Origin of the sequence: Nocardia sp. CY15 (assembly GCF_009829295.1) — a bacterium.
Classification (GTDB): Bacteria; Actinomycetota; Actinomycetes; order Mycobacteriales; family Mycobacteriaceae; genus Nocardia; species Nocardia sputi.
Window position 1 is genome coordinate 138,989 of record NZ_VUOT01000012.1, and the last position, 24,246, is coordinate 163,234.

Sequence of the window (24,246 nt, forward strand, 5' to 3'; positions counted from 1 at the left end):
GAAGTACCATCGAACAGTCTGGTCAGAGCCCGTTTTGCTTCGGTTCGACCTAGTTGAGTCACAATGTTTGCGGAAATGTAACCAACCAAAGTGGCCTTCTGCCAAGGACGTTGGATGTGAAACAAATCCAAAACGTCGGCAATCCGGCTTAGGCGATGCTCCGAATCATAGGGCGTGGATCACGTCCTACGGCAGGCGCGCGTGCGCTTGCTGTAGTGGTGCTCGGGGAGTTGCGTCAACAGCGGCAGAACGGAGTGATTGATGAGTTCATTGGCCACGGATCGCGTCGACCAATGTTCATCCGGCGAATTTTCGGCACAACCGTTTGCACTGTCACCCGCACAGACGGCTCTCTGGTACGCGCAGCGCATCCGGCCCGACGTACCGTTGACGATCTCCCAGTACGTCGAGATACACGGCGACCTGGACGAGGGACGGCTGCTGTACGCGATCGAGCGTTTCGGCGCCGAGACCCAGGTGGGTCAGCTGCGCTTGGTGGAGATCGATGGCACTCCGTATCAGATCGTGGATCCGGTGCACCGGCCGGGCTGGGTCCGCATCGACCTGCGTGGTGAAGCCGATCCGTACGCCGCGGCGCTGCGCTGGATGCACGAGCACACGAGTTCGCCGATCGATCTGGAACGCGACCCACTGACCTCCAACGCGGTCCTGCGGATCGGGGAGACCGACTACATCTGGTATTCGTTCGCCCACCACATCGTCATCGATGGTTACGGCGCGATGAACGCACTGACCCGTACCGCGGAGATCTACACCGCACTGGAGAACCGAACCGAGCCGGTCGCCTCGCGGGCGACTCCGCTGGCCGAGATCTACGCCGACGAGGCGCGCTACCACGACTCCAGCCGCTTCCAGAGCGATCGCGAGTACTGGGCAGGGCAGCTGTCGGGGGTGGGCGAGCCGGTGAGCCTGGGCGGGACCAGGCTCGGCGCCGCCACGCACGACGCCGGACGCAGGCTGGCCGCCGCCGTGCTGACCGACGAACACCATGCCGCGATCGAGGCGGCGACCAGCGCGTGGAACACGACCGATTCGGCGGTGTTCGTCGCGGCGCTGGCCGTCTACGTGCGGTCGGTGACAGGCAACCCGGACGTGGTCTTGAGCCTGCCGGTCTCGGCGCGCACCACGGTGTCGCTGCGCCGCTCGGCGGGCGTGGTGTCCAACGTCGTGCCGATCCGGCTGCGGTTCGACGAGTCCACCACGATCGGCGACCTGGTGAAAGTCGTCGAGCTGCAGATCACCGGCGCCCTGCGTCATCAGCGCTACCGGCACGACGACATCCGGCGCGACAGCGGTTACTCCCGCGACGCCCGCGGGTTCTTCGGTCCGATGGTCAACCTGATGCTGTTCCACGAGGAGCTGCGTTTCGGCAGCCTGGTCGGCTCCATGCACGTGCTGGCCACCGGCCCGGTGGAAGACCTCTCGGTCAACGTCTACAACGGCGCGGGCGGGCGCTTGCACGTCGACTTCGAAGCCAACCCCCGCCTCTACGGCGAGGCCGAGGTGAACGTGCATCACGCACGCTATCTGGACTTCCTCGGCCGGTTCCTGGCAGCTGAAGCGACGCAGCCCACCGAGTCGCTCGGCGCGATCACCCTGGCCGAGCGGGAACAGGTCCTGCACGGCTGGAACGCCACCGAGGCGACCCGGCAAGAAGGCACACTGGCGAGCCTCTTCGCCGAGCGCGTCGCGACCGACCCGGAGGCGATCGCGCTCGAATTCGGCGACGAGGCGCTGACCTACGCCGAACTCGACGCCCGCGCCAACCGCCTGGCTCGGCTGCTCATCGCGCGGGGCGCCGGACCCGACACGACGGTCGGTCTGTGCCTACGCCGCAGCCTCGACCTGGTGGTCGGCATGTACGCGATCATCAAGTCCGGGGCGGCGTACCTACCGCTGGACACCGAGCATCCGGCCGAGCGGATCGGGCAGATCGTCCGTCAGGCCGAGCCGCTGTGTGTGCTCACGGTGGCCCGCGACGAGATCGAACTGCCCGCGATCGCCACCCGGCTGGACATCGACTCCGCGCAGGCGTCCGCCTTCGACGACGCGCCGATCACCGACGCCGATCGCAGAGGCGAGTTACGCCCCGGCCACCTGGCCTACGTGATCTTCACCTCCGGATCGACCGGAAAACCCAAGGGCGTCGGTGTGACTCATGCCGCCATCGTCAACCGCCTGCGCTGGATGCAGCACGAGTATCCGCTCAGCCGCGCCGACGCGGTGCTGCAGAAGACCCCGGCGACCTTCGACGTCTCGGTCTGGGAGTTCTTCTGGCCCTTACAGATCGGCGCACGGCTGGTCGTCGCCGCGCCGGACGGGCACCGCGACCCGGAGTACCTCGCGCGGGTCATCGCCCGCAAGCGCGTCACCACAGCGCATTTCGTGCCGTCCATGCTGTCGGTCTTCGTTACGGAGGCCGATCTGCGCGGTTGCACCAGTCTGCACCGGGTGTTCTGCAGTGGCGAGGCGCTGCCCGCCGCCACGGTGCGCGAGTTCTACGCGGCGTTACCCGCGTCCGAACTGCACAACCTGTACGGCCCGACCGAGGCCGCCGTGGACGTCACCTACTGGCCGTGCCCGCCCGACGCGAGCGCCGTGCCGATCGGTTCGCCGGTGTGGAACACCCAGACGTATGTGCTGGACGACCGGCTGCGGCCCGTTCCGCCCGGCGTGGTCGGCGAACTGTATCTCGCCGGGATCCAACTGGCTCGCGGCTACCTCGGACAGCCGCGGCTCACCGCCGACCGGTTCGTGGCCAACCCCTTCACCCCGGGCGCGCGGATGTACCGCACCGGCGACCTGGCCCGCTGGCAGATCGGCCGCTCCGGCGCGGAGCCGGGTGTGCTGGAATATCTGGGCCGCAGCGATTTCCAAGTCAAGATCCGCGGCCTGCGCATCGAACTCGGTGAGATCGAGGCCGCCCTGCTCGAAGACCCGAAGGTCGCTCGCGCGGTGTGCGTGGCGCACACCGGACGCGCCGGTGACGAGCTGGTCGCCTACGTCGTCGCCAAGCAGGAGCACGACGACGCCCGGCTGGACACCTCAGCGCTGCTCACCACCCTGCGCCATACGCTGCCCGGGTACATGGTGCCCTCCGCGCTGATGGAACTCGACGAGCTACCGTTGAGCGCCAACGGCAAGATCGATCGCAAAGCGCTGCCCGCTCCCGTGTTCGGGCCGCGTTCGATCCGGCCGATCGCCGAACCGCGCACCGAGGTCGAGCGAGTGCTCGCGGGCATCTTCGCCGAGGTCCTCGACACCGAGATCGGCATCCAGGACAACTTCTTCGATATGGGCGGCAACTCGCTCATCGCCGCTCGGGCGGTGGCCAGGATCAACGCCGCGCTCGGCACCGCGCTGAGCATCCGGGATCTGTTCGAGGCCGCCACGATCGACGCGCTCACCCAGCGGTTCGCCATGCAGACCACCGACGCGTCCTCACCGCGGCTGGCGCCGGCCGAGCGGCCGGAGCGGATTCCGCTGTCGCAGGCGCAGCAGCGGCTGTGGATCCTGAACCGGTTCTCCGAGCATGCCGCCGCGTACAACATGCCGCTGGCCGTCGCGGTGGAGGGACCCCTTGACGTGGCCGCGCTGCGGGCGGGTCTGGTCGATGTGATCGAGCGGCACGAGAGCCTGCGCACCACCTTCCCCGAATCGCCGGACGGGCCCTACCAGCTGATCCACCCGGCAGAGGCGATCCCGCTGACGCTCGACCCGATCGATGTCACCGACGACGACGTGGCCGGGCTGGCGACCGAGTACGCCGGCTACGGCTTCGATCTACGCGCCCAGGCCCCGATCCGGGTTGCCCTCTACCGCACCGGAGCGCAGCGGCACGTCTTCCTCATCGTCCTGCATCACATCTGCGGTGACGGCTGGTCCATCGCGCCGCTGGCCAAGGATTTGATGACCGCGGTGGCGGCGCGTGCGAACGGTGTCGCGCCGCAGTGGACGCAGTTGCCGGTGCAGTATGCCGACTTCGCGCTGTGGCAGCGCGAATTGCTCGGCGAGGAATCCGATCCGGCCAGTGCGCTCAGCCGCCAGCTGACGCACTGGCGTTCGGCGCTGGCCGGGCTCCCCGAGCAACTCGACCTCCCCCTGGACCGCCCGCGTCCACTGCGCCGATCGACCGTCGGCGGCCGCGTCGAGTTCACCATTCCGGCGGAGATCCGCCGCGGCGCGATCGAGCTCGCGGCCAGCCGGGGCGTGAGCATGTTCATGGTGCTGCACGCGGCGCTGGCGACGCTGCTGTCGCGGTTGTGCGCGAGCGATGACATCGCCATCGGCACCCCGATCGCGGGCCGTTCCGATCCGGCGCTCGACGACTTGGTCGGCATGTTCGTCAACACGCTGGTCCTGCGCACCGCGGTCGACCAGGGATCCGGGTTCGACCGGATGCTCGACGTGGTGCGCGAGACCGACCTCAACGCCTTCGCCAACGCCGACGTGCCGTTCGAGCGGCTGGTCGAGGTGGCCAACCCGGAGCGTTCCCCCTCGCGCCACCCGCTGTTCCAGGTGATGCTGTCCTACGACCACGCGCCGGACCTGCGGATCGATCTGCCCGGTGTGCGTGCCGAAGTGCTGCCGATCGCCTCCGACGTCGCCAAGTTCGACCTGCAGCTGGTCGTGCACGACGACTCCGGCGACGGACCGCTGTCGGCCGAATTCGGCTATACGACCGATGTTTTCGACCGTTCCACGGTGCAGTCGTTCGCCCGCCGTTTCATCGCGGTGCTCGCCGGCGGCGTGGCCGCCCCCGAACTGCCGGTGGGCGACCTGCCGATCCTGGACCGCAGGGAAACCGAGAACCTGGTGCCCATCGGGGGCGCACCCGCCGAGCCGCCGATCACCCTGGCCACGTTGCTGACCGACACCGCACGCCGCGTGCCGGGCGCGGTGGCGGTGCGTTACCTCGGCGCCGACACCACCTACCGCCAACTCGACGAGCGCTCGAACACGCTGGCGCGCGCCCTCATCGACCACGGCGCCGGTCCAGAGACGGTCGTCGCGATCGCGCTGCCGCGCGGTCTCGACGCGATCACCGCAGTGTGGGCGGTCGCCAAAACCGGTGCGGCGTATGTGCCGATCGATCCGAACTACCCGGGCGAGCGAATCGCGCACATGATCGGTGACTCGGGCGCGATGGTGGGCCTGACCGATCCCGAATGCCTCGCGGCCATGCCCGCTTGGCCCACGGCGCGGGGCAAGCACCGCAAGGCCTACGTCGACTGGCTGGTTCTCGGCTCCGCGGAACTGACGGCCGAACTCCGAGGTCACTCGGCGGATCCGATCACCGACGAGGAACGGCACCATCCGCTGCGGGTGAGCCACCCGGCCTATCTCATCTACACCTCCGGCTCCACCGGCACGCCGAAAGCGGTGGTCGTCACCCACGCGGGCATCGCCTCCCTCGCCGGTGAGCAGAACCACCTGTTCGGCATCACGGACGCGGCGCGCACGCTGCACTTCTCCTCGCCCAGCTTCGACGCGTCGGTGCTGGAGATGCTGCTCGGTTTCGCCGCGGGCGCGACGATGGTGATCGCCCCCTCGGGCATGTACGGCGGCGCCGAGCTGGCCACACTGTTGCGCGAGGAGCGGGTCACCCACGCCTTCGTCACACCCGCCGCGCTGGCCACCGTGCCGAACGAGGGGCTCGACGAGCTGGCGACGGTCATCGTCGGCGGCGACGCCTGCTCGGAGGAACTCGTCGAGACCTGGACCGCCGGACATCGCATGCACAACATGTACGGTCCCTCGGAGGCCACCGTCGCGGCGACCGCGAGCGGGCCGATGGAGCCGGGCCGTCCGGTGCCGCTGGGGACGCCCGTGCGCGGCATGCGACTGTTCGTGCTGGACAACCGGTTGCACCCGGTCCCGCCCGGCACGCCGGGCGAGCTGTACGTGTCGGGTCCCGGTGTCGCGCGCGGCTACCACGGGCGTTGCGGCCTGACCGCGCAACGGTTCGTGGCCAACCCGCACGGCAGGCGCGGGGAGCGGATGTATCGCACCGGCGACCTGGTCGTCATGGAGCGGTCGGGGCAGCTGCGGTTCCTCGGACGCGCGGACGACCAGATCAAGATCCGCGGTTTCCGCATCGAACTGCGCGAGATCGACAACGTGCTGCGCCTGCATCCCAGTGTCCGGTTCGCGCTCACCGTGGTGCACACCGACGAGCACGGCCAGGTGCGGCTCGCGTCGTATGTCACGGCCGACCGTCCGGTGGAGGCGCAGGCGGTGCTGGAAACCGCGCGCAGGCGGCTGCCAGGCTACATGGTCCCGGCCTCGGTGGCCGTACTCGACGAGATCCCGGTCACTCCCGCGGGCAAGTTGGACCGAAAGGCGTTGCCGGAACCGGTGTTCGCGGCCGCCGGGACGTCTCGCGCGCCGAGCACGGCACTGGAGCTGGCCGTGGCCGGCGTGTTCGGCGGGGTGCTCGGGCGCCCGGTCACCGGAGCCGAGGACAGTTTCTTCGACCTCGGCGGCAACTCGCTACTGGCTACCCGGCTCGCCGCCGCGCTACACGCGGAGTTCGGTGTGGAGCTGCCGGTACGGTCGATCTTCGAGGCGCCCACGGTCGCCGGGATCGCCGCGCATGTGGACCGAGCGCCCCGGACGCAGCGGCCGGCGCTGGCGGTGCGGACGCCGCGTCCGGGACGTATCCCATTGTCGCTGCCGCAGCAGCGTCTGTGGTTCCTCAACCGCTTCGCGCCCGAATCGAGTGCCTACAACATCGCTTTCGTGATCCGCGTCGCCGGAGATCTGGACGTGCCCGCGCTGCGGGAGGCGCTCACCGACGTGCTGCGGCGACACGAGGTGCTGCGCACCGTCTTCCCGGAGGACGCCGAGGGCGCACAGCAGGTCGTGCTTCCGGTCGAGCGGGCCGTGCCGGATCTGACGGTCACCGACATCGACGACTCCGGCGCGAAGGACGCGCTGGAGTCGTTGGCGCACAACGGATTCGATCTCACCAAGCAGACGCCCGTGCGTCTGGCGCTGCTGCGCACCGCGCCCGAGCGTTACCTGCTCGGCGTGGTGGTGCACCACATCGCCGCCGACGGCTGGTCGCTCGGTCCGCTGACCAGGGACCTCGCTGTCGCGTACGCGGCGCGGCACGAGGGAGATGCCCCGTCGTGGACGCCGCTGCCGGTGCAGTACGCCGACTTCGGGCTCTGGCAGCGTGCCTGCCTGGGCTCCGAAGACGACCCCGGCAGTGTCGCGGCGACCCAGCTGGAGTACTGGCGTACCGCGCTGGCCGGCATCCCCTACCAGCTGCCGCTGCCCTATGACCGGCCGCGTCCCTCGGAGCCGACGCAGCAGGCCGGGACGGTGCGCTTCGCGGTGCCGGAGCAGCTGCGGCGCGGGCTCGCCGCGCTGGCAGGCGAACAGGGCGTCAGCACGTTCATGGTGCTGCGTTCGGCGTTCGCGGTGCTGCTGCGCTGCGTCACCGGCGGTCGCGACATCGTGATCGGCACACCGGTGGCGGGCCGTACCGACACCAAGCTCGACGACCTGGTGGGCATGTTCGTGAACACGCTGGTGCTGCGTTCGGACGTGGACCCGGACCGCAGCTTCGCCGATCTGCTGCGCGCCGACCGGGACACCGAGCTGGCCGCGATGGCGCACGCCGACATTCCGTTCGAGCGCATCGTGGAGGAACTCGGCGCGGAGGCCCGCTCCTCGGGTCGTCACCCGCTGTTCCAGGTGGCGCTGAGCGTGCAGGACGGCCCGGTGCCGGCACTGCAACTGCCCGGCCTCGCGCTGCGCGCGGAGCCGTTGGACATCGCGCTGGCGAAATTCGACTTGGAGCTGCGCGTCTCCAACGACGCGGGTGGCCCGGGATCCGTCTCGGGCGATCCGGAGAGCGTTTTCGAATTCGTCTACGCCACCGAGCTTTTCGACGCGATGACGATCGAGACGCTGGCGGACCGGTTCTTACGCGTGCTCACGGCCGTCACCGGTGACCCGCGCGTACTGGTCCGCGACGTCGACGCGCGCACCGACCACGAGCACCGCACCCTCGCCCCGGCGCGGGGCGGGCAGGCGGCACCGCCGTGCACGCTGGCCGCGTACTTCACGGCTACCGCGCAGCGGTATCCGCATAACACGGCGCTGCGCGCCGGCACGGCATCGCTCACCTACTCCGAGCTCGACCGGCGCTCGAACCGCCTGGCGCGTGCGCTGATCGCGCGCGGACTCGGCCCCGGGACGCGTGTCGCGCTGGGGCTCGTCCGCTCGATCGACTCGGTGGTGACGATGCTGGCGGCGGCGAAGTCCGGCGCGGCGTTCGTCCCGGTCGACCCGAAGTACCCACCCGACCGGATCCAGCACATGCTCACCGACTCCGGCTGCGCGATCGGCGTCACGGTAGCGGCGCATGTGGAGCAGCTGCGCGCGGGCGCCCCCGCTGGAGGACACACCGAGTGGCTGCTGCTGGACCGTCCCGAGTTCGCCGCCGAACTCGACGGCCACGACGACGCGCCGATTCACGACAGCGAACGCTCGCGCACCATCCAGGTCGCCGATCTGGCCTACCTGATCTACACCTCGGGATCCACCGGAAAGCCCAAGGGCGTCGCGGTGACCCACAGCGGCCTGTCCAACCTGGCCGACGAGATCCGCGACCGCATCGGCGTCGACGAGCATTCCCGCACATTGCACTTCGCCTCGCCGAGTTTCGACGCGGCGATCCTGGATCTGCTGATCGCGTTGGGCGCGGGCGCGGCGATGGTGATCTGCCCGACCGACATCTACGGCGGCGACGAACTGGCCGCGCTGATGGACCGCGAGGAGGTCTCCCACGGCTTCATGACGCCGGCCGCGCTGGCCACCATCAATCGCGAACAGTGGCCGCTGCCGCACATGCGTGCGCTCCTGGTCGGCGGTGAGGCGGTGGCGCCGGACCTGGTGGCGCGCTGGGCGCCGGGCCGCGTGATGTGCGATGTGTACGGACCCACCGAGACCACGGTCGTCATCACCATGTCCGGTCCCCTGCGGGTCGGCGAACCGATCAGCATCGGCAGCCTGGTGCGTGGCGCTCGAGGATTGGTACTCGACGAGCGGCTGCGCCCGGTGCCGGTCGGCGTTCCCGGCGAGTTGTACCTCGCGGGGCACGGTGTCGCGCGCGGTTACTTCGACCGGTTCGGTCTCACCGCCGCACGTTTCGTGGCCGATCCGTACGGCCCGGCGGGAGCCAGGATGTACCGGACCGGGGACGTGGTGTGCTGGAGTGCTTCCGGCGAGCTGGCCTACCTCGGCCGCAGCGACCACCAAGTGAAACTGCGCGGTTTCCGCGTCGAACTCGGCGAGGTCACCGCCGTGCTCGGCGAACACCCGTCCGTGCGGTTCGCGCACACCGAGGTGCGCCGCATCGCGGGCGCCGACCGGATCATCGCCTACGTCCAGCCGGCCGACCGCACGGCCGGGGTGGACCCCGAGGCGGTGCGCGCCTCCGTCGCGCGACGGCTGCCCGCACACATGGTGCCCGCGGGCATCACCGTGCTGGACACGATCCCGCTGACGCCGGTCGGGAAGCTGGATGTCAGCGCATTGCCCGAGCCCCGATTCCTCGCGCACCCCACCGGTCGCGAGCCCCGGACCGAAACGGAGGGTTTGGTCGCCGCGGTGATGGGTGAGCTCGTCGGCGCCGCGGACGTGCGCGCCGACGACAGCTTCTTCGACATCGGCGGCAACTCGTTGCTGGCCACGCAGCTCGTCGCCCGGCTGGCCGCGGCGACGAACGTGCGACTGGCCGTGCGCATGGTGTTCGCCACGCCGACGGTCGCCGGGCTCGCCGAGTTGCTGGACGCGGGCGCCGAGTCCGACGCCGACCGCCCCGCGCTGGTGCGCAGGCAACGCCCGGAGCGCATCCCGCTGTCGGCCGCGCAACGGCGACTGTGGTTCCTCAACCGTTTCAACGCCGGTGGCGGCTCGGCCCCGGGACAGTCGGCCGGCGCCTACAACGTCCCGCTCGTGCTGCGCATGACCGGCAGCTTGAACGTAGACGCTCTCATTCGCGCACTGCACGCGGTGCAGGCCAGGCACGAGACCCTGCGCACGGTGTTCCCGGAGAGCGACGGCGCACCCGCCCAGGTCGTCCTCGATCCGGCCGAAGCGGCGATCTCGCTGGCGCGGGCGACGGTGCGGCCGGAGCAAGTGGAGGGCATCGTACGGCGTTTCGCCGCACCGGGGTTCGATCTGGCCGCGGCCGTTCCGATCCGGGCGGCACTGATCTCGGTGTCGACCGGCGACGAGCCCGCGGAGCCCGCCGAGCATGTTCTGGTCGTGGTCGTGCACCACATCGCGATGGATGGCTGGTCGCTCGAGCCGATGGCCGCCGATGTCGCCGTCGCTTACCGCGCGGCCTGCGGCGGTAACGCGCCGGACTGGGCGGAGCCGGAGGTCCAGTACGCCGATTACACGCTGTGGCAGCAGGACGTGCTCGGCAGCGAGGACGACCCGGACTCGGCGGTGAGCAAGCAGCTGGACTACTGGCGGCACACTCTCGACGGCATCCCCGAGTTGCTGACCGTACCAGCCGACCGGCCGCGTCCGCCTGCTCCGTCCTACCGGGGCGGCACGGTGGAGTGCGCGGTGGACCCGGTCACCCACCGCGAACTGCAGGCGATCGCGGGCGGCAACAACGTCAGCTTGTTCATGGTCCTGCACGCCGCGCTCGCGGTGCTGCTGCACCGCATGACGGCTACCGACGACATCATCGTCGGCACCCCGATCGCGGGCCGCGGTCACCCCGCCCTGGACCGGCTGGTCGGCATGTTCGTCAACACGCTGGTGCTGCGCACCCGCCTCGACCCCGGCGCACGGTTCACCGACCTGCTGCACGCGGTGCGCGAAACCGATCTGGACGCCTTCGCCCACGCGGACCTGCCGTTCGAGCGTCTCGTGGAGGTGCTCAACCCGGCCAGATCTCAGGCGCACCATCCGATGTTCCAGGTGATGCTGTCGGTGCGCAACGAGCCGGTCGGCGGGCTGGACCTGCCCGGACTGCGCATCGAGGCGGCTGACATCGACACGGGAGTCGCCAAGTTCGATCTCCAGTTCACGTTGACCGAAACGCAGACCGCGCAGCGCGATCCGGCCGGCATCACCGTGGCGGTGAACTATGCGAAGGATCTGTTCGACGAGTCGACCGCGCAGCGGCTCGGCAAGCGGCTGACCCGGTTGCTCGCCGCGATCGCCGCGAGCCCGACGACCGCGGTGGGCGATCTGGAACTGCTCGACCCCGCCGAGTGGTCGGGCCTGGCGCCGGTACGCGGTGGCAAACCGGACCGGCCGATCACCTTCCCCGAGGTGTTCGAGCAGGCGGCGAGCGTCGACCGCGCCGCGGTCGCCCTGGTCTCCGACGGTACCGAGGTGACCTACGGCGCCCTGGATCGCTGGACGAACCGGCTGGCGCGGGTGCTCATCGCCCGTGGGGTCGGTCCGGAAACTCTGGTGGCGCTCGGCATCCCGCGATCGGTCGAGTCGGTGGCGACGGTGCTCGCTGTGGCCAAGGCCGGAGCGGCGTTCGTGCCGGTCGACCCGTTGTACCCGCAGCAGCGCATCGCGCACATGCTGTCGGATTCCGGTGCGGCGCTGGGCATCACGCTGTCGGGCTACCGCAACGAGATGCCCGAGGGCACGGAGTGGATCGTGCTCGACGATCCGGACTTCCGCGGGCTGGTGCTGGACGCGCCGGACGAGCCGATCGCCGAGACCGAGCGCCTCGCCCCGCTGCGGATCGACAACCCGGCGTACGTGATCTACACCTCCGGCTCCACCGGCACGCCGAAGGGCGTGATGGTCACCCACGGCGGGTTGTCGAACTTCGCCGCCGAGACGGCGTCCCGGTTCGACGTCCAGCCGGGGTGCCGCGTACTGCACTTCGCCACGCCGAGCTTCGACGCCGCGATGCTCGATCTGCTGCTGTCCCTCGGCGGCGCTGCCACTCTGGTGATCACGCCCACCGGCGTGGTCGGCGGCGATGACCTGCGACGGGTCTTCGCCGAGGAGCGGATCACCCACGCGTTCATCACCACCTCCGCCCTCGGCACGGTCGACCCCACCGGACTCGACGAGTTGCAGCACGTGCTGGTCGGCGGTGAGGCGCTGCCGCCGGATCTGGTGACCAGGTGGGCGCCCGGCCGCAGCCTGTACAACGTCTACGGTCCCACCGAGACGACCATCGTCACGGTCATCTCACAGCCGATGACGCCGGCTGGGCCGATCACCATCGGCGGCCCCATCCGTGGCGTCAACGCGGCGATCCTGGACGCGCGACTGCATCCGGCTCCGATCGGAGTGACCGGGGAGTTGCACCTGGCCGGTGACGCTCTCGCCCGTGGCTACCTGAATCGTCCTGGTCTGACCGCCCAGCGGTTCGTCGCCAACCCGTTCGGCAAGCCGGGGGAGCGGATGTACCGCACCGGCGATCTGGTGCGCTGGTGGGCAGGGACGCGCGAGAACGGGTCGGCGGACGCCGCGCACGAGATCGAGTACGTCGGCCGCACCGACCATCAGGTCAAGATCCGCGGTTTCCGTATCGAACTCGGTGAGATCGACGCCGCGCTCGCCCGCCATGGCGCGGTGGCCTTCTCCACCACCATCGGGCATCGCACCCCGGCGGGCGCGACGGCGCTGGTGTCGTACGTCAAGGCCCGCGACGGCGTGACACTCACCGCGGCCGAGTTGACCGGGCACCTGGCCCGGCTGGTGCCGAACTACATGGTTCCGCAATCGATCATGCTGCTCGACGAGGTGCCGCTGAGCCCGGTGGGCAAACTGGACCGCGCCAAGCTGCCGGAACCGGTGTTCACCACGGGTGAGGGCTACCGCGCCCCGTCCACCCCGACGGAGCAGGCGCTGTGCGCGGCCTTCGCCGAGGTACTCGGTGTCGAGTCGGTGGGCGTGGACGACGGGTTCTTCGAACTCGGCGGCAACTCCCTGCTGGCCACGAAAGTGGTTGCGCACGTCCGGGAAACCGGCATCGACCTGCCGGTGCAGCTGATGTTCGGCGACGCGACGCCCGCGGCCATCGCGGCGCGGCTGGACGGTGAAGGCGCGACCTCGGGCGCCGCGGTGGCGGCGATGCTGGCGCCGGTGCTGCCGATCCGGCCGAGTACCGCGGCAAGCCCGGCGCCGCTGTTCTGCGTGCACCCGGCGATCGGATTGGCATGGTGCTATTCGGGGTTGCTCGCGCACCTGCCGTCGGACCGCCCGGTGTACGGCTTGCAGGCTCCGCATGTCGCGGGAGAGGCCGGGCACGAGTCGATCGCCGAGGCCGCGAGCCACTACGTGGCCCGGATCAAGGAAATCCAGCCGCAGGGGCCCTACCACTTGCTCGGCTGGTCACTCGGCGGACTGATCGCGCAGGAGATGGCGGTGCAGCTGCAGGAAGCCGGCGAGGAGGTCGCGCTGCTGTCGATGATGGACAGCTACCGGCTGTCGGACGCATTGCTCGAGGAGGCGACCCCGAGCGTGGCCGAGATCGTCGGGGAGTTCGGCAGCGACGAACTCGACGGGGAGATCGATCCGGGCATGAGCCTGCGCGACGCGGCCGAACTGCTGCGCGCGCGTTCCGGGCCGTTCGCGGCGCTGACCGTCGAACATCTGGAGCGGCTCTACGCCGGCTACGAGAACGGCACCGTGCTCGCGCACAGCTTCCGGCCCCGTGCGTTCGACGGTGACCTGTTGTTCTTCACCGCAGGCGACGACCCGGTCAACCGGGCCGATCCGGATCGGCGCGCCGAGGCATGGCAGCCGTACATCACCGGCGCGGTCCATGACTACGAGCTGCGCTGCGGGCATTCCGCGATGACCACACCCGAGGCGCTGGCCGAGATCGGGCCGGTGCTGTCGAGGTGGCTGGAGACGAAGGAGACGCACCGGTGAGTCTGGCGGTGGAGGTAACCGGCCTGGTGAAGAACTATGGCCGGGTCCGCGTGCTGGACGAGGTCGACCTACGTATTCCCACCGGCACCGTGATGGGCTTGCTCGGCCCGAACGGCGCGGGCAAGACGACGACCGTGCGGATCGTCACCACGCTGCTGAAGCCATCCGCCGGGTCGGTGCGGGTAGCGGGCATCGATGTGCTGCGTGACCCGGCGGCGGCGCGCAAACGGATCGGGCTGTCCGGTCAGTACGCCGCCGTGGACACCAACCTGTCCGGCTACGAGAACCTGCGTATGGTGGCTCGCCTGTACGGGATGTCCCCGAAACAGGCGAGCGCCCGGGCCACCGAACTGCTCGATGCCCTCGGGCTGGACTATGCCGCGCACCGCAGGGCCGGAACCTACTCCGGCGGCATGGCCCGGCGGCTCGACCTCGCGGGTGCGCTGGTCGCCCGGCCGTCCGTGGTAGTACTGGACGAGCCGACCACCGGGTTGGACCCGCGCGGCAGGCTGGACATGTGGAAGGTGATCGGCGACCTCGTCGATGACGGCACCACGGTGCTGCTCACCACGCAGTATCTGGAAGAGGCGGACCTGCTGGCCGATCGGATCACCGTCATCGACCACGGGCGCGTGATCGCGCGCGGCTCGGCCGACGAGTTGAAGACCTCGATCGGTGGTGACCGGCTCACCGTCACCCTGGCCGCCGGGCAGGCCGCCGCGCCCGCGCTGGCGGTGTTGGCGCAGATCGGCGTCGGCGAGCCCGCGCACGAGGCAGGCACCGAGGAGGTGTCGGTGGTGGTCGGCGACGGCTCGCGCACCATGGTGGAGGCGCTGCGCAGGCTGGACGACGCGGGCGTCTGCGTCGTCGACGCGAACGTGCACCGGCCCAGCCTCGACGACGTATTCCTTTCCCTCACCGGCAAGCCGGGCAGCGCGCCGGCCATGGCACCGGAAAACCACGACCTACCAGAGGAGATCATGTCGTGAGCACGGCAATGGTCGGGGAACAAACCCCGACGGCGGAGCCGGAGCCGAGAAAAGACGCGGCGCAGCGGGATTCCGGCCCGCGGCTGCGGCTGTTCCGGGACAGCGCGATCGTCGCCCACCGCAATCTGCTGACCATCCTGCGCGTGCCCACCCTGCTGGTGACGGCCACGATCCAGCCGTTGATGTTCGTGTTCCTGTTCGCCTATATCTTCGGCGCCTCGCTCGGCGGTGGGCAGTACCGGGAATTCCTGCTCGCGGGCATCTTCACCCAGACGGTCGCGTTCAACGCCGCGTTCACCACCGTCGGGCTCGCCGGCGACCTGCAGAAGGGCATCATCGACCGGATGCGGGCGCTGCCGATGTCGCGGTTGGCCGTGCTGATGGGCCGCACGCTGTCGGATCTGGTGGTCAACATTCTCAGCTTGGCCGTGATGGTCGGGTGCGGGTACGTCGTCGGCTGGCGCATCCACGGCAGCGTCACCGACGCGGTGCTGGCGTTCGCCGTGATCCTGCTCTTCGCGTTCGCGATGTCCTGGATCGGCGCGCTGACCGGCTTGCTGTCACCGACAGTGGAAGTGGCGCAGAGCGCGGGGCTGATCTGGCTGTTCCCGCTGACGTTCATCTCCTCGGCGTTCATCTCGGCCGAGACCCTGCCCGGGCCCCTGCGCACGATCGCCGAATGGAATCCGATCACCGCGGTGTCGGCGGCGGGACGCAAGCTGTTCGACAACGACTCGCCGCCCACTTTCGTCCCGCCCAGCGGCTGGGCCGCCGACCACTGTGTCGAATACGCGGTGGCCTGCTCGGTGGCGATCCTCGCGGTGGCCGTGCCGCTGGCGCTGCTGCGTTATCGCAAGGTGGCGAGCCACTGACGGGCGAGTGACGACACGAACAGCGAACGGCCGCCGCATCGAGAAGATGCGGCGGCCGTTTCCGTATCAGCGGGCCGTCAGGCGCGGCGGCGGGTCTTGAGCAGTTCGAGGCGCTCCTTGAGCAGCTCCTCGAGCTCCTCCTTGCTGCGGCGCTCCAGCAGCATGTCCCAGTGCGTGCGCGGCGGCTTGACCTTCTTGGCCTCCTGCGTGGTGCCCTCGATCAGCACGCCCTCCTGGCCATTGCGGCACAGCCAGGTCGGCGGGATCTCGGCGTCGTCGGCGAAGGGGACGTCGAATTCCTCGCCGTTGTCGGTCCGGTACCGGGCGATCCGACGCGGAGCCAGGTCGTGGTCGCGATCGGTCTCGTAGCTCACCGCTCCGAGCCGACTGCCTCGGAGTACGCGATCTGCCATGGTGTGCCTCTCCCTGTGTGCTCGAGTCTTCGTGCGCTGCGACCGTGTCCGCACGAGTGCGCGGTGCGCTCGCCGGACCTGAAGTACAACGATCGGGCCTGCGCCGATAGTTCCCGACGCGGCCGCGGTGAACCGTTCCATTGTAGTGCCCTGGTCGCGGCAGGCTCGTCACGCCCGGCGCCGGGTGATTCGCGGGGGTCGCTGAGCGGATGGCGGGCGGCGAGCTACTAGTGTTCAGCGTCATGTCGCGCCGCTTGTCCTGCCAGTGGTGTGGGCGGGAGATCGTGGAATCGGAGGCCGGCCGCCGTCGCCGGTACTGCCGTCAGTCCTGTCGCCAACGCGCCTACGAACACCGCAACAGTCTGAAGGGAACCGGGATTCCCGACGATGCGGTGGTGCTCAGCGCCCAGGAGGCCGCCGACCTGGCCGATCGCTGGTTCGCCGCCCGCTGCGCCGCCGAGGACGTCGCCATCGCCATCGACGAGGGGGCGACGCCCGAGGAGCTGGCGGCGCTGGGCAAGACCCTGGTCGCGCTCACCCGCGACGCGGAACGTCTGCGCTGACCAGCTCCCTCGACCTCCGGCGGTGCGCGCCGCCGGTAGCACGGTGGCGTAGATAGACCGTGCCGAGCAGCGCTGCGACAGTCGTGGCGAGCCCGCAGCCGGCGAGCCAGGTCGCGGTGTCCGGGTGGACCAGCGACTGCGCGCGCATCGCCTGCCAGAAGACCAGCGCCAGCAGTCCCGCGTAACCGGCCGCCAGTACACCGACGACCGCGGTGCGGGCTCGCTCCGGGCGCAGCCAGCGATAGCGCGGAGCCAGCCAGGCGAGGGTGACGGCCGTGAGCAGCAGAATCTGAATGCCGTGCAGTCCGACGAAGTGCGGAACGCGCAGGTCACCGCCGACGGTGCTCCAGTGCGTGATCGGCATGCCGCCCATGGCGTCGCGCGGCGCGAGATCGCTCGCGTCGGGCACGACCGTGTGGCCGGCGGCCAGTTCGACGATCCGTCCGTCGCTGTCGCGCACGAGCTGCCTACCGGTGAATCCCATCAGGTAGCCCAGCGCCATACCGACGACGGCCAGCGCCAGGCCGGCGTGGATGGCTCGTGCCGTCGGCCGGTCCACCAAGCGCTGCCAGGACAGAATGAGCACGATCACGAGGTTGGCGAGGAAGAGGCCCGGCACGCCGGAGGCGAAGATCACCTGCCCGATCGAGTTCACCGGGTCGTCCTCGGTGTTGAAATGGCTGAACGTGCCGCGTGCGGCCTGCAAGACGACGAAACCGACATCGACGAAACCGGTCACCGCGAACACCGTGCCCAGCCACCAGGTGGCGCGGCTGCCCTTGTGCGGCAACGACAGCAACCAGGCCAGGGTGAGGCTGTAGAGGAAGAACGCCGAGCCGAATTTCATCGGCTTGAGCCAGACGGATTCGCCCAGCAGTGTGCGGTCGTCGACCAGCATCGCCGCGAGTGAGAACAGGACGAGCGCGGCCATCGCGGCGACCGTGCCCAGCAGCGGGCGATGCAGTCGCCCGCGCATCGCTACCTTCGTACTCGCGCCCTGCCGCGGCGCCGACGACCCGTCCCGTGGTGCGGCGGCGAAATGTGTTGTGGACATGGACCGAACGTAGGAATCGCCGACCCTCGTGAGCGTCCCGCCGCGGCGCTATTCGCCTCTAGTACCACGGTATCGGCTACCGGCACGGGCGATACCGCGGAACCGTCGCAGGTTGGCGCAGCGTCGAAAATTCGCATCGATAAACCTGACATCGCATGTACCCAACACGGTGGTAACCATGTTACTGTCTGGTTCGTGCTTGTTGTGACCGAAGCCATAGCAAGTACCTATCGTGATGCAGGCCACTCCCGCTGATGCCGGGGCGATACCGATGGAGAGTTGTCGATGTACGAACCGGGATCGGTGGCATGCACGACTCGAGCGGCCGCTGCGGCCCGGCTCGTTCCGCGCCGACGCCGGCCATAGCGCTCGGCCGATCGAGTCTGCTCGAACCGCCATCTCGCCGAATCGGCTACCCCGCTGCGCTCGTCGGTCTCGGCGACCTCGCAGCACCCGAATAAGCGCTCGGTGAAGCTTTCGACGAGCGAGTTCACGGCGTGCCTTGCGGTATGCCCACCATGAAGGATCCCTGATGACAAGAATCTCGCGCCGCTCACTGTTGACCGGCGTCGCCGCGGTCGGCGCCGCGGCTCTTGGTGCTCGTTCGATGGCTGCGCCCGCCGCCGCCCAGGTGAACAACGTTCCGTTGACTCGTGAAGAGCACCGTGTGGTGGTTGTCGGTTCGGGTTTCGGTGGTGGTGTCAGCGCCCTGCGCCTCGCTCAGGCAGGGGTGCCGGTGACCGTGCTCGAACGGGGCCTGCGCTGGAGGACCGGGCCGAACGCCGAGACTTTCCCACGAGCGTCCTCGCCCGACAAACGACTGCTGTGGTGCCGATCCAGCCCGAATCTGTTCGGCCGTCCGATGGTGTTCGAACCCTACACCGGCCTGGTCGAAGCGGTGCCGGGGGAGAATATGACCGCGCTGTGCGCGGCGGGCGTGGGTGGCGGTTCTCTTGTCTATCAAGGGATGTCGCTGCAACCGAGCCGGGAGGTGTTCGATACCCACTTCCCGCAAGAACTCGACTGGGCGTTGATGGACCGGGTTCATTACCCGCGCGTGGCCGGGATGCTCGGCCTTGCCGAGGCCCCCGACGAGCTGATCGCCAGCGAGAATTACCGGGCGGCGAGGGTGTTCGCCGATCGTGTCCGTCGGGCGGGCATGCCGTTGTCGAAGATCCCGATGCCCATCGACTGGGATTTCGCGCTCGCCGAACTGCGCGGGGAGATGAAAGCGTCCTACACCAACGGCGACGGCGCGATGGGCGTCAACAACGGCGGCAAGCATTCGGTCGACGTCACCTACATCGCGGCCGCCGAAGCCACCGGTCGGGTGCGGGTGGAGACCTTGCACGAGGTGACCGACGTGGAACGGGCTTCCGACGGCCGCTGGATCGTGCATGTGCAGCGGCTGGACACCACCGGCGCGGTGGTCGAGCACAAGGTTCTGACCACCGGCGCGCTGATCCTGGCGGCGGGCAGTCTCAATACCACCCGGCTGCTGGTGCGTGCCGGGGCCAAGGGGCTCATCCGCGATCTGCCCGACGGATTGGGACAAGGCTGGGGTACCAACGCCGACCGCATCTACGTCTGGACCGATCCCTCGGCCGAGTTCGGCGCCCCGCAAGGCGGCCCGGTGGTCTACGGCAGCAAGAACTGGGACGACCCGCACGCCGCCCACACCGTGATCCAGGCCTCCATCCCGCCCCTGTCGCTGGACGCTCGCAGCACCATGATGGTCGGATACGGTGTCAGCGACGGACGCGGCGGCTTCACTTACGATTCGGCACGCGACGACGCGATCCTGCACTGGCCCGCCGGCGGTGACAGCTACATCCAGGACAATCACATCGGCCCCGCCGTCCACAAGATCGCCGGTCCGGACGGCATGCTGATCGATACCAACGCCTTGTTCCCCTCGACCTGGCATCCGCTCGGCGGGGCGAGCATGGGCGCGGTCTGCGATCTCGACGGACGCGTCCACGACCAACCCGGACTCTACGTGCTCGATGGAGCGCTGATGCCGGGTAACACCGCGGCGTGCAACCCGTCGATGACGATCGCCGCCGTCGCCGAACGCGCGTTGGACAATATCGTCGCCCGCGACCTCGGCAACCGGATCTAATGGGCCGTGAACGCGTTGTTGCGTTCACGGCCCGTCGCGGGCGACGGCTCTGCCGCCGAGTCGGTTCGCAAGCCCCTCATGTCCCGCGAACGAGAGGGATCAGTCCTCCGGGGCGTGCCCGACGTCGATGCCGCGCTGGGCCAGCCACGGCTGCGGATCGATCGGTACGCCGCCGGGAAGGTGGACCTCGTAGTGCAGATGCGGGCCGGTGGAGTACCCACGGTTGCCGACCGTCGCGATGACGTCGCCCGCGCGGACCGGCTGGCCGACGGCGGCGAGGATGTCGTTGACGTGGCCGTAGACGCCCACGGTGCCGTCATCCTGTTGCACGCGCACCCACAGCCCGAAGCCGGAAGCGGGACCGGCCTCGATCACGACGCCGTCGGTGACCGCGGCGATCGGCGCGCCGAGCGGGTCGCCGAAGTCCAAGCCCGCGTGCATCGTGCCCCAGCGCGCGCCGTAGTTCGAGGTGAGCACCCCGCCGACGGGCCGGACGGTCTTAGGGCGCGCGAAATTCTGCGCGAGGCGATTCGGATCCCAGGCCTCCGGCGCGTGGGCGGCCTGCGGAGCTTGCGTTTCGTGCGGGGCGAAGAGGGCGAATTGAGCCATGCCCTCTGCCGGGCGGATCTCGCCGGAGGCGATTTTTCCCGCGACGAGGCGGGCGGACGCGTCGGCGTCCTGGTCCTGCTGTGCCGCGGCGAGGATGCCGAGGGAGGCGGTGACGACCGCGGAGGCGGCGACCACGCGGGTGGCGGCGTGATTGCGGCGGAACCGGGTCACGCCGCGACGGATCGGTAACGGAAAGGTCACGGGCATGGGAACGAACGTACGGCAGCCGTGTACCCCGCTCGCAATCTTGTGGCAACCGTCACGGGCGGATAAATGCCCAGTTCGACGGTCACGAAGAGGTAACGGATCGTCGCGGTTTTCGGCGCGAACTGGGAAAACGATGTCTTACCCAGGAGTTGACCAGCAAAACGTCAGTTGACCAGACTGTGTGAGTGGCGACTAATGGAGTGCGCGCCCTGACCGCTCTGGCGGACCCGACCCGTCGCGCGATCTTCGAGGCCCTGCCGCAGGCCCCGCGCTCGGTGGGCGAACTCGCGCGAGAAGTCGGCGTGACCAGTTCGGCGGTCTCGCAGCACCTGCGCGTGTTGCGTGCGGCGCGGCTGGTCATGATGCGGGCGGAAGGCAACCGCAGGCTCTACTCCCTGGACCCGCGCGGCCTCGCCGATGCGCGCGACTATCTCGAACAGTTCTGGCCGAGTGCGATCGCTGCCTATTCGGCGGCGCTGCGCAGTGCCGCGACAACCGCCTGAATGCGGTGGGAGCGCGCACTTCCCCGAGTGACCGTCATCCCCGGGTGGCTTCGGGACGGCGGTGGCGGCGTCAGCCGACGCGCCGATACGCCGTCTTGCGCCGCTCGGTGCCCGTGCCGGGCCAGTTGCGCTTGCCCAGTTGCTTGTCGACGGCCTCGATCACCTCGCTGACCCCGATCTGCAACAGGCCGGGGTCGGGGGTGTCGGCGTCCGGGTCGCCGATCCGGCCGCTCCACAGCACGGCGTGCCTGCCCAGCAGGTGGGACGGCGGACCCGCCCACCGTGGCGGTGTGGGGCCGAACAGGAGGACGGTGCGGGTGCCGAACGCCGTGGCGAGGTGTGCTACGCCGGTGTCCCCGCAGATCACCAATGCGGCCTCGGCGACGGTGGCGGCCAGATCGATGAGGCTCTGCTCTCCGGCCAGCACGCGGCCGATCGGCAGCCCGGCCCGTGCGGCGATGCCCAGCGCGAGTTCGCGCTCGTATTCGTCGCCGGTGAGCACCACTTCGCGCCCGAGCACCAGCAGATGTCGCACGACCGCGGCGAAACGATCCGGGGGCCAGCGGCGGGCCGGTGCGCCCGCGCCGACGTGGACGACAACGCAGTCGCGACGGCTGGTCGTCGAAACCGGCGGAACCAGTCCTAGGTTGCGGCGATCCGCGCCGATGCCGTCGTATTGCAGCAGGTGACACCAGCGGTCCACATCGTGCATGTCCGGCTCCCATTCGGGGCCGGACACCTCGGGGAACGCCGAGTTGCGGAAGGACAGGATGCGCCCGGGCTGGGTCTTGGACAGCGCGACGAGGCTTTCGGGGCTCGCGCCGTGCAGGTTGACCGCCAATTCGGGCGGGGGAGCGTTCCAGCGCAGGGTGCCCAGTTCGGCCGTCGGCAACAGCGCGTCGACCGACGCGATCAGATCGACGATCGGCTTGAGCCGCTGGGGGGCCGCCAAGACGATGCGATCGTGCGGTTTGGCCCGGCGCAGCGCCCGTAAAGCCGGGACCGCGGTGAGTAGATCACCCAGCCCACGCGCCTGCAACACGAGCAGAACCGCCACCCTCTTCTCCTAGCCACCCGAGTCTCACCGAACCCCGACCCACCCGTGCAGCCCAGGGGCGCCGACGAAGAGTCACTCAGTACTGACTACCCGACCGCTCCGACGGCGAAACGTGAACAACGGGCAACACCGTGGTGCTGAGCCGAGCGAGCACGGAGAGACGCGGTAGGCAAATGATCAGCAATCAAGCCTGAGCGGGTTATAGCATCGGCAAATGACGACAAACAGCGTGGTAGAGGGTCCTCTGCAGTCTCTTGCCCGCAGGGCATGGCAAACCATCCTGCTCACCGGCGTCATGGCGGTGATTCTCGGCGTCCTCATCCTGGTCTGGCCGGACATCACCCTGCAGGCCGCGGGCATCATCTTCGGCGTCTACCTGGTGGTCACCGGAGTTCTGCAGTTGGTCGCCGCCTTCGGCGCGCCGACAGGCACGGGTATGCGGATCCTGTCGTTCATCATCGGCGTGCTGTCCATCATCGTCGGCGTCTTCTGCTTCCGCGACGAACTGGCCTCCCTCTTGCTGCTCGGCTTGTGGATCGGCATCGGCTGGCTCTTCCGCGGGGTGGCGCTGCTGGTAGCCGCGATTTCCGAGCCGGGAATGCCGGGGCGCTGGTGGCAGGTGTTCTTCGGTCTCGTGACCGCCATCGCCGGTGTCGTGCTGATCGTCTGGCCGGTGCGCTCGGTGGCCACGCTGGCCATGGTGGCGGGCGTCTGGCTGATCATCCTCGGCATCATGGAGATCATCGTGGCCTTCGGCGTTCGCAAGGAGGCCGGGACCGCTGTGCCCGCGGGCGTCTGACCAGCACGGTTCCTTCCCGCTGGAACTCGTGACAGAATCACAGGCGCATTTTCACCAGACGTCGGCTTCGGGGTTGGCCGACATCGAAAAGAACTGGAGGCGCGAATGATTCGTACTGCTGGGTTTGTCGGTGCGCTGGCCCTGGCAGGGGCCGCGGCCATGCTGTCGGCGGGGACGGCGCAGGCCGCGGTCGGCACGGTCACGATCAACGGTGAACGCTATGAGGACCCGGTGGGTTGCCTGAACACCGACCACACCACCACCCTGCTCCAGAGCACCATCGGCAACAGCACCGATCGTGCCGTCACGTTCTACTCCGGGCGGGATTGCACCGGCTCCGTCCTCGGTGAGCTTCAGGTGGCGACGTTGGGATTCCTGCCCAAGGGCGGCAGCATCCTCGTCAGCTGAGGCTGCTCGTTTCGGCGGCCGAGGCATGCGTGGACGCCGCCGCGCGCCGGTGAGCTCATGCGCTTCGCCGGTGCGGGCGGCGAGCAGCCTCGGCCGCTTCCGACTATCTACCGCCGCCTACGCAACCATGATCGCCACGGCGACCAAGCGGGATTCGGTGAACCGCGGAATGCCCGCTTCGTGCGGCGACGGCCTGGCAGCCGTCGCTGGAGAGTTGGGTGAGGGCGTGTCGCCGACGCGGGGGAGCAACCCGTGTAGACGCCGTCCTCGACGATCCGGCTCTCGCACATGATCCGGTATGCGACCTCGGTGCGATGCTCGATTCAGCGCGTGCGCGGCCACTCGCCGGGGCGCCGCACTGCGGACTCGGCGGTTACCGAGACCGGGACCGGCTCGGCGTCGCCCGAGCGGCGACGTCCTCGCGGATCCCACGCCATCGCCGTCGCGGCCGAACCCAGCAGGACGACCACGATCATCGCCACAACGCACCAAACCAACACAGTCATTGCCTCCCTGGCAGCACCATCCGGCTGACAGACTGCGTTGGCTTGGCAAGGCGGACAGTTGTTTTCGAGTCGTCCACAGTATTCACGGAATGGGTGGCGCGCGCGAGTCAGCGGCGTAGTCGCCGGAGGAGACACGGATCACGGCTCAGCCGTAGCCGGTCAGGTGTGCGGGGCATGTCTCAGTCGAACGGTGCCCGGCTGTCGGACGCGAGACGGGGCCGTCGACCTGTCGA

Annotated in this window: 13 protein-coding genes; 8 read left to right on the forward strand and 5 right to left on the reverse strand. The window is 69.3% G+C overall.

Annotated features, from left to right (window positions below):
• Positions 1 to 261 precede the first annotated feature (261 nt).
• The 3 genes from GVY39_RS16760 to GVY39_RS16770 all read left to right on the forward strand — a co-directional run bounded on the left by GVY39_RS16760 (position 262) and on the right by GVY39_RS16770 (position 15,772).
• Positions 262 to 13,911, forward strand: coding sequence for a non-ribosomal peptide synthetase (locus GVY39_RS16760; RefSeq protein WP_159925313.1), 13,650 nt, complete (start codon positions 262 to 264; stop codon positions 13,909 to 13,911).
• A complete protein-coding gene (locus GVY39_RS16765) occupies positions 13,908 to 14,900 on the forward strand; it encodes an ATP-binding cassette domain-containing protein (RefSeq protein ID WP_159925311.1) in 993 nt (330 codons plus the stop codon). The genes GVY39_RS16760 and GVY39_RS16765 overlap by 4 nt, the downstream gene beginning before the upstream one ends.
• A gap of 89 nt (positions 14,901 to 14,989) precedes the next feature.
• Positions 14,990 to 15,772, forward strand: coding sequence for an ABC transporter permease (locus tag GVY39_RS16770; RefSeq protein ID WP_159925550.1), 783 nt, complete (start codon positions 14,990 to 14,992; stop codon positions 15,770 to 15,772).
• A gap of 77 nt (positions 15,773 to 15,849) precedes the next feature.
• On the opposite strand, the gene GVY39_RS16775 is transcribed toward GVY39_RS16770, so the two are convergent.
• The gene (locus GVY39_RS16775; RefSeq protein ID WP_043691230.1) at positions 15,850 to 16,185 is read right to left on the reverse strand and encodes an RNA polymerase-binding protein RbpA; all 336 of its coding nucleotides are present in this window, start codon (positions 16,183 to 16,185) and stop codon (positions 15,850 to 15,852) included.
• A gap of 242 nt (positions 16,186 to 16,427) precedes the next feature.
• Between GVY39_RS16775 and GVY39_RS16780 the strand changes: the two genes are divergently transcribed.
• Positions 16,428 to 16,748: a hypothetical protein gene (locus GVY39_RS16780; protein ID WP_159925309.1), complete on the forward strand. Its 321-nt coding sequence runs from the start codon at positions 16,428 to 16,430 to the stop codon at positions 16,746 to 16,748.
• Here GVY39_RS16780 and GVY39_RS16785 read toward each other — a convergent pair.
• Positions 16,720 to 17,802, reverse strand: a complete 1,083-nt coding sequence (locus GVY39_RS16785; RefSeq protein ID WP_201295235.1) for a hypothetical protein — start codon at positions 17,800 to 17,802, stop codon at positions 16,720 to 16,722. The genes GVY39_RS16780 and GVY39_RS16785 overlap by 29 nt on opposite strands.
• 532 nt (positions 17,803 to 18,334) lie before the next feature.
• Between GVY39_RS16785 and GVY39_RS16790 the strand changes: the two genes are divergently transcribed.
• Positions 18,335 to 19,924: a GMC oxidoreductase gene (locus GVY39_RS16790; protein ID WP_159925307.1), complete on the forward strand. Its 1,590-nt coding sequence runs from the start codon at positions 18,335 to 18,337 to the stop codon at positions 19,922 to 19,924.
• A gap of 99 nt (positions 19,925 to 20,023) precedes the next feature.
• On the opposite strand, the gene GVY39_RS16795 is transcribed toward GVY39_RS16790, so the two are convergent.
• Positions 20,024 to 20,740, reverse strand: a complete 717-nt coding sequence (locus tag GVY39_RS16795; RefSeq protein ID WP_159925305.1) for a M23 family metallopeptidase — start codon at positions 20,738 to 20,740, stop codon at positions 20,024 to 20,026.
• Positions 20,741 to 20,925: 185 nt separating this feature from the next.
• Here GVY39_RS16795 and GVY39_RS16800 point away from each other — a divergent pair, with 185 nt between their 5' ends.
• Positions 20,926 to 21,243, forward strand: a complete 318-nt coding sequence (locus GVY39_RS16800) for a helix-turn-helix transcriptional regulator (protein WP_159925303.1) — start codon at positions 20,926 to 20,928, stop codon at positions 21,241 to 21,243.
• Positions 21,244 to 21,313: 70 nt separating this feature from the next.
• On the opposite strand, the gene GVY39_RS16805 is transcribed toward GVY39_RS16800, so the two are convergent.
• Complete coding sequence (locus GVY39_RS16805; protein WP_159925301.1) at positions 21,314 to 22,300, reverse strand: glycosyltransferase family 9 protein; 987 nt, start codon at positions 22,298 to 22,300, stop codon at positions 21,314 to 21,316.
• Between the two features lie 214 nt (positions 22,301 to 22,514).
• Here GVY39_RS16805 and GVY39_RS16810 point away from each other — a divergent pair, with 214 nt between their 5' ends.
• Together GVY39_RS16810 and GVY39_RS16815 are read left to right on the forward strand one after the other, a co-directional pair.
• Positions 22,515 to 23,099: an HdeD family acid-resistance protein gene (locus GVY39_RS16810; protein ID WP_159925299.1), complete on the forward strand. Its 585-nt coding sequence runs from the start codon at positions 22,515 to 22,517 to the stop codon at positions 23,097 to 23,099.
• A 105-nt stretch (positions 23,100 to 23,204) separates the two neighbouring features.
• Positions 23,205 to 23,507: a hypothetical protein gene (locus GVY39_RS16815; protein WP_159925297.1), complete on the forward strand. Its 303-nt coding sequence runs from the start codon at positions 23,205 to 23,207 to the stop codon at positions 23,505 to 23,507.
• A 323-nt stretch (positions 23,508 to 23,830) separates the two neighbouring features.
• Here the strand turns inward: GVY39_RS16815 and GVY39_RS16820 are convergent, their stop codons facing one another.
• On the reverse strand, positions 23,831 to 24,013 hold the full coding sequence (locus GVY39_RS16820; protein WP_159925295.1) for a hypothetical protein: 183 nt from the start codon (positions 24,011 to 24,013) through the stop codon (positions 23,831 to 23,833).
• Positions 24,014 to 24,246: the final 233 nt, after the last annotated feature.

Coding starts and splice junctions, on each gene's coding strand:
- GVY39_RS16760 (WP_159925313.1), top strand. CDS start 262: ATGAGTTCATTGGCCACGGATCGCGTCGACCAATGTTCATCCGGCGAA.
- GVY39_RS16785 (WP_201295235.1), bottom strand. CDS start 17,802: ATGTCCACAACACATTTCGCCGCCGCACCACGGGACGGGTCGTCGGCG.
- GVY39_RS16775 (WP_043691230.1), bottom strand. CDS start 16,185: ATGGCAGATCGCGTACTCCGAGGCAGTCGGCTCGGAGCGGTGAGCTAC.
- GVY39_RS16815 (WP_159925297.1), top strand. CDS start 23,205: ATGATTCGTACTGCTGGGTTTGTCGGTGCGCTGGCCCTGGCAGGGGCC.
- GVY39_RS16795 (WP_159925305.1), bottom strand. CDS start 20,740: ATGCCCGTGACCTTTCCGTTACCGATCCGTCGCGGCGTGACCCGGTTC.
- GVY39_RS16810 (WP_159925299.1), top strand. CDS start 22,515: ATGACGACAAACAGCGTGGTAGAGGGTCCTCTGCAGTCTCTTGCCCGC.
- GVY39_RS16790 (WP_159925307.1), top strand. CDS start 18,335: ATGACAAGAATCTCGCGCCGCTCACTGTTGACCGGCGTCGCCGCGGTC.
- GVY39_RS16780 (WP_159925309.1), top strand. CDS start 16,428: ATGTCGCGCCGCTTGTCCTGCCAGTGGTGTGGGCGGGAGATCGTGGAA.
- GVY39_RS16820 (WP_159925295.1), bottom strand. CDS start 24,013: ATGACTGTGTTGGTTTGGTGCGTTGTGGCGATGATCGTGGTCGTCCTG.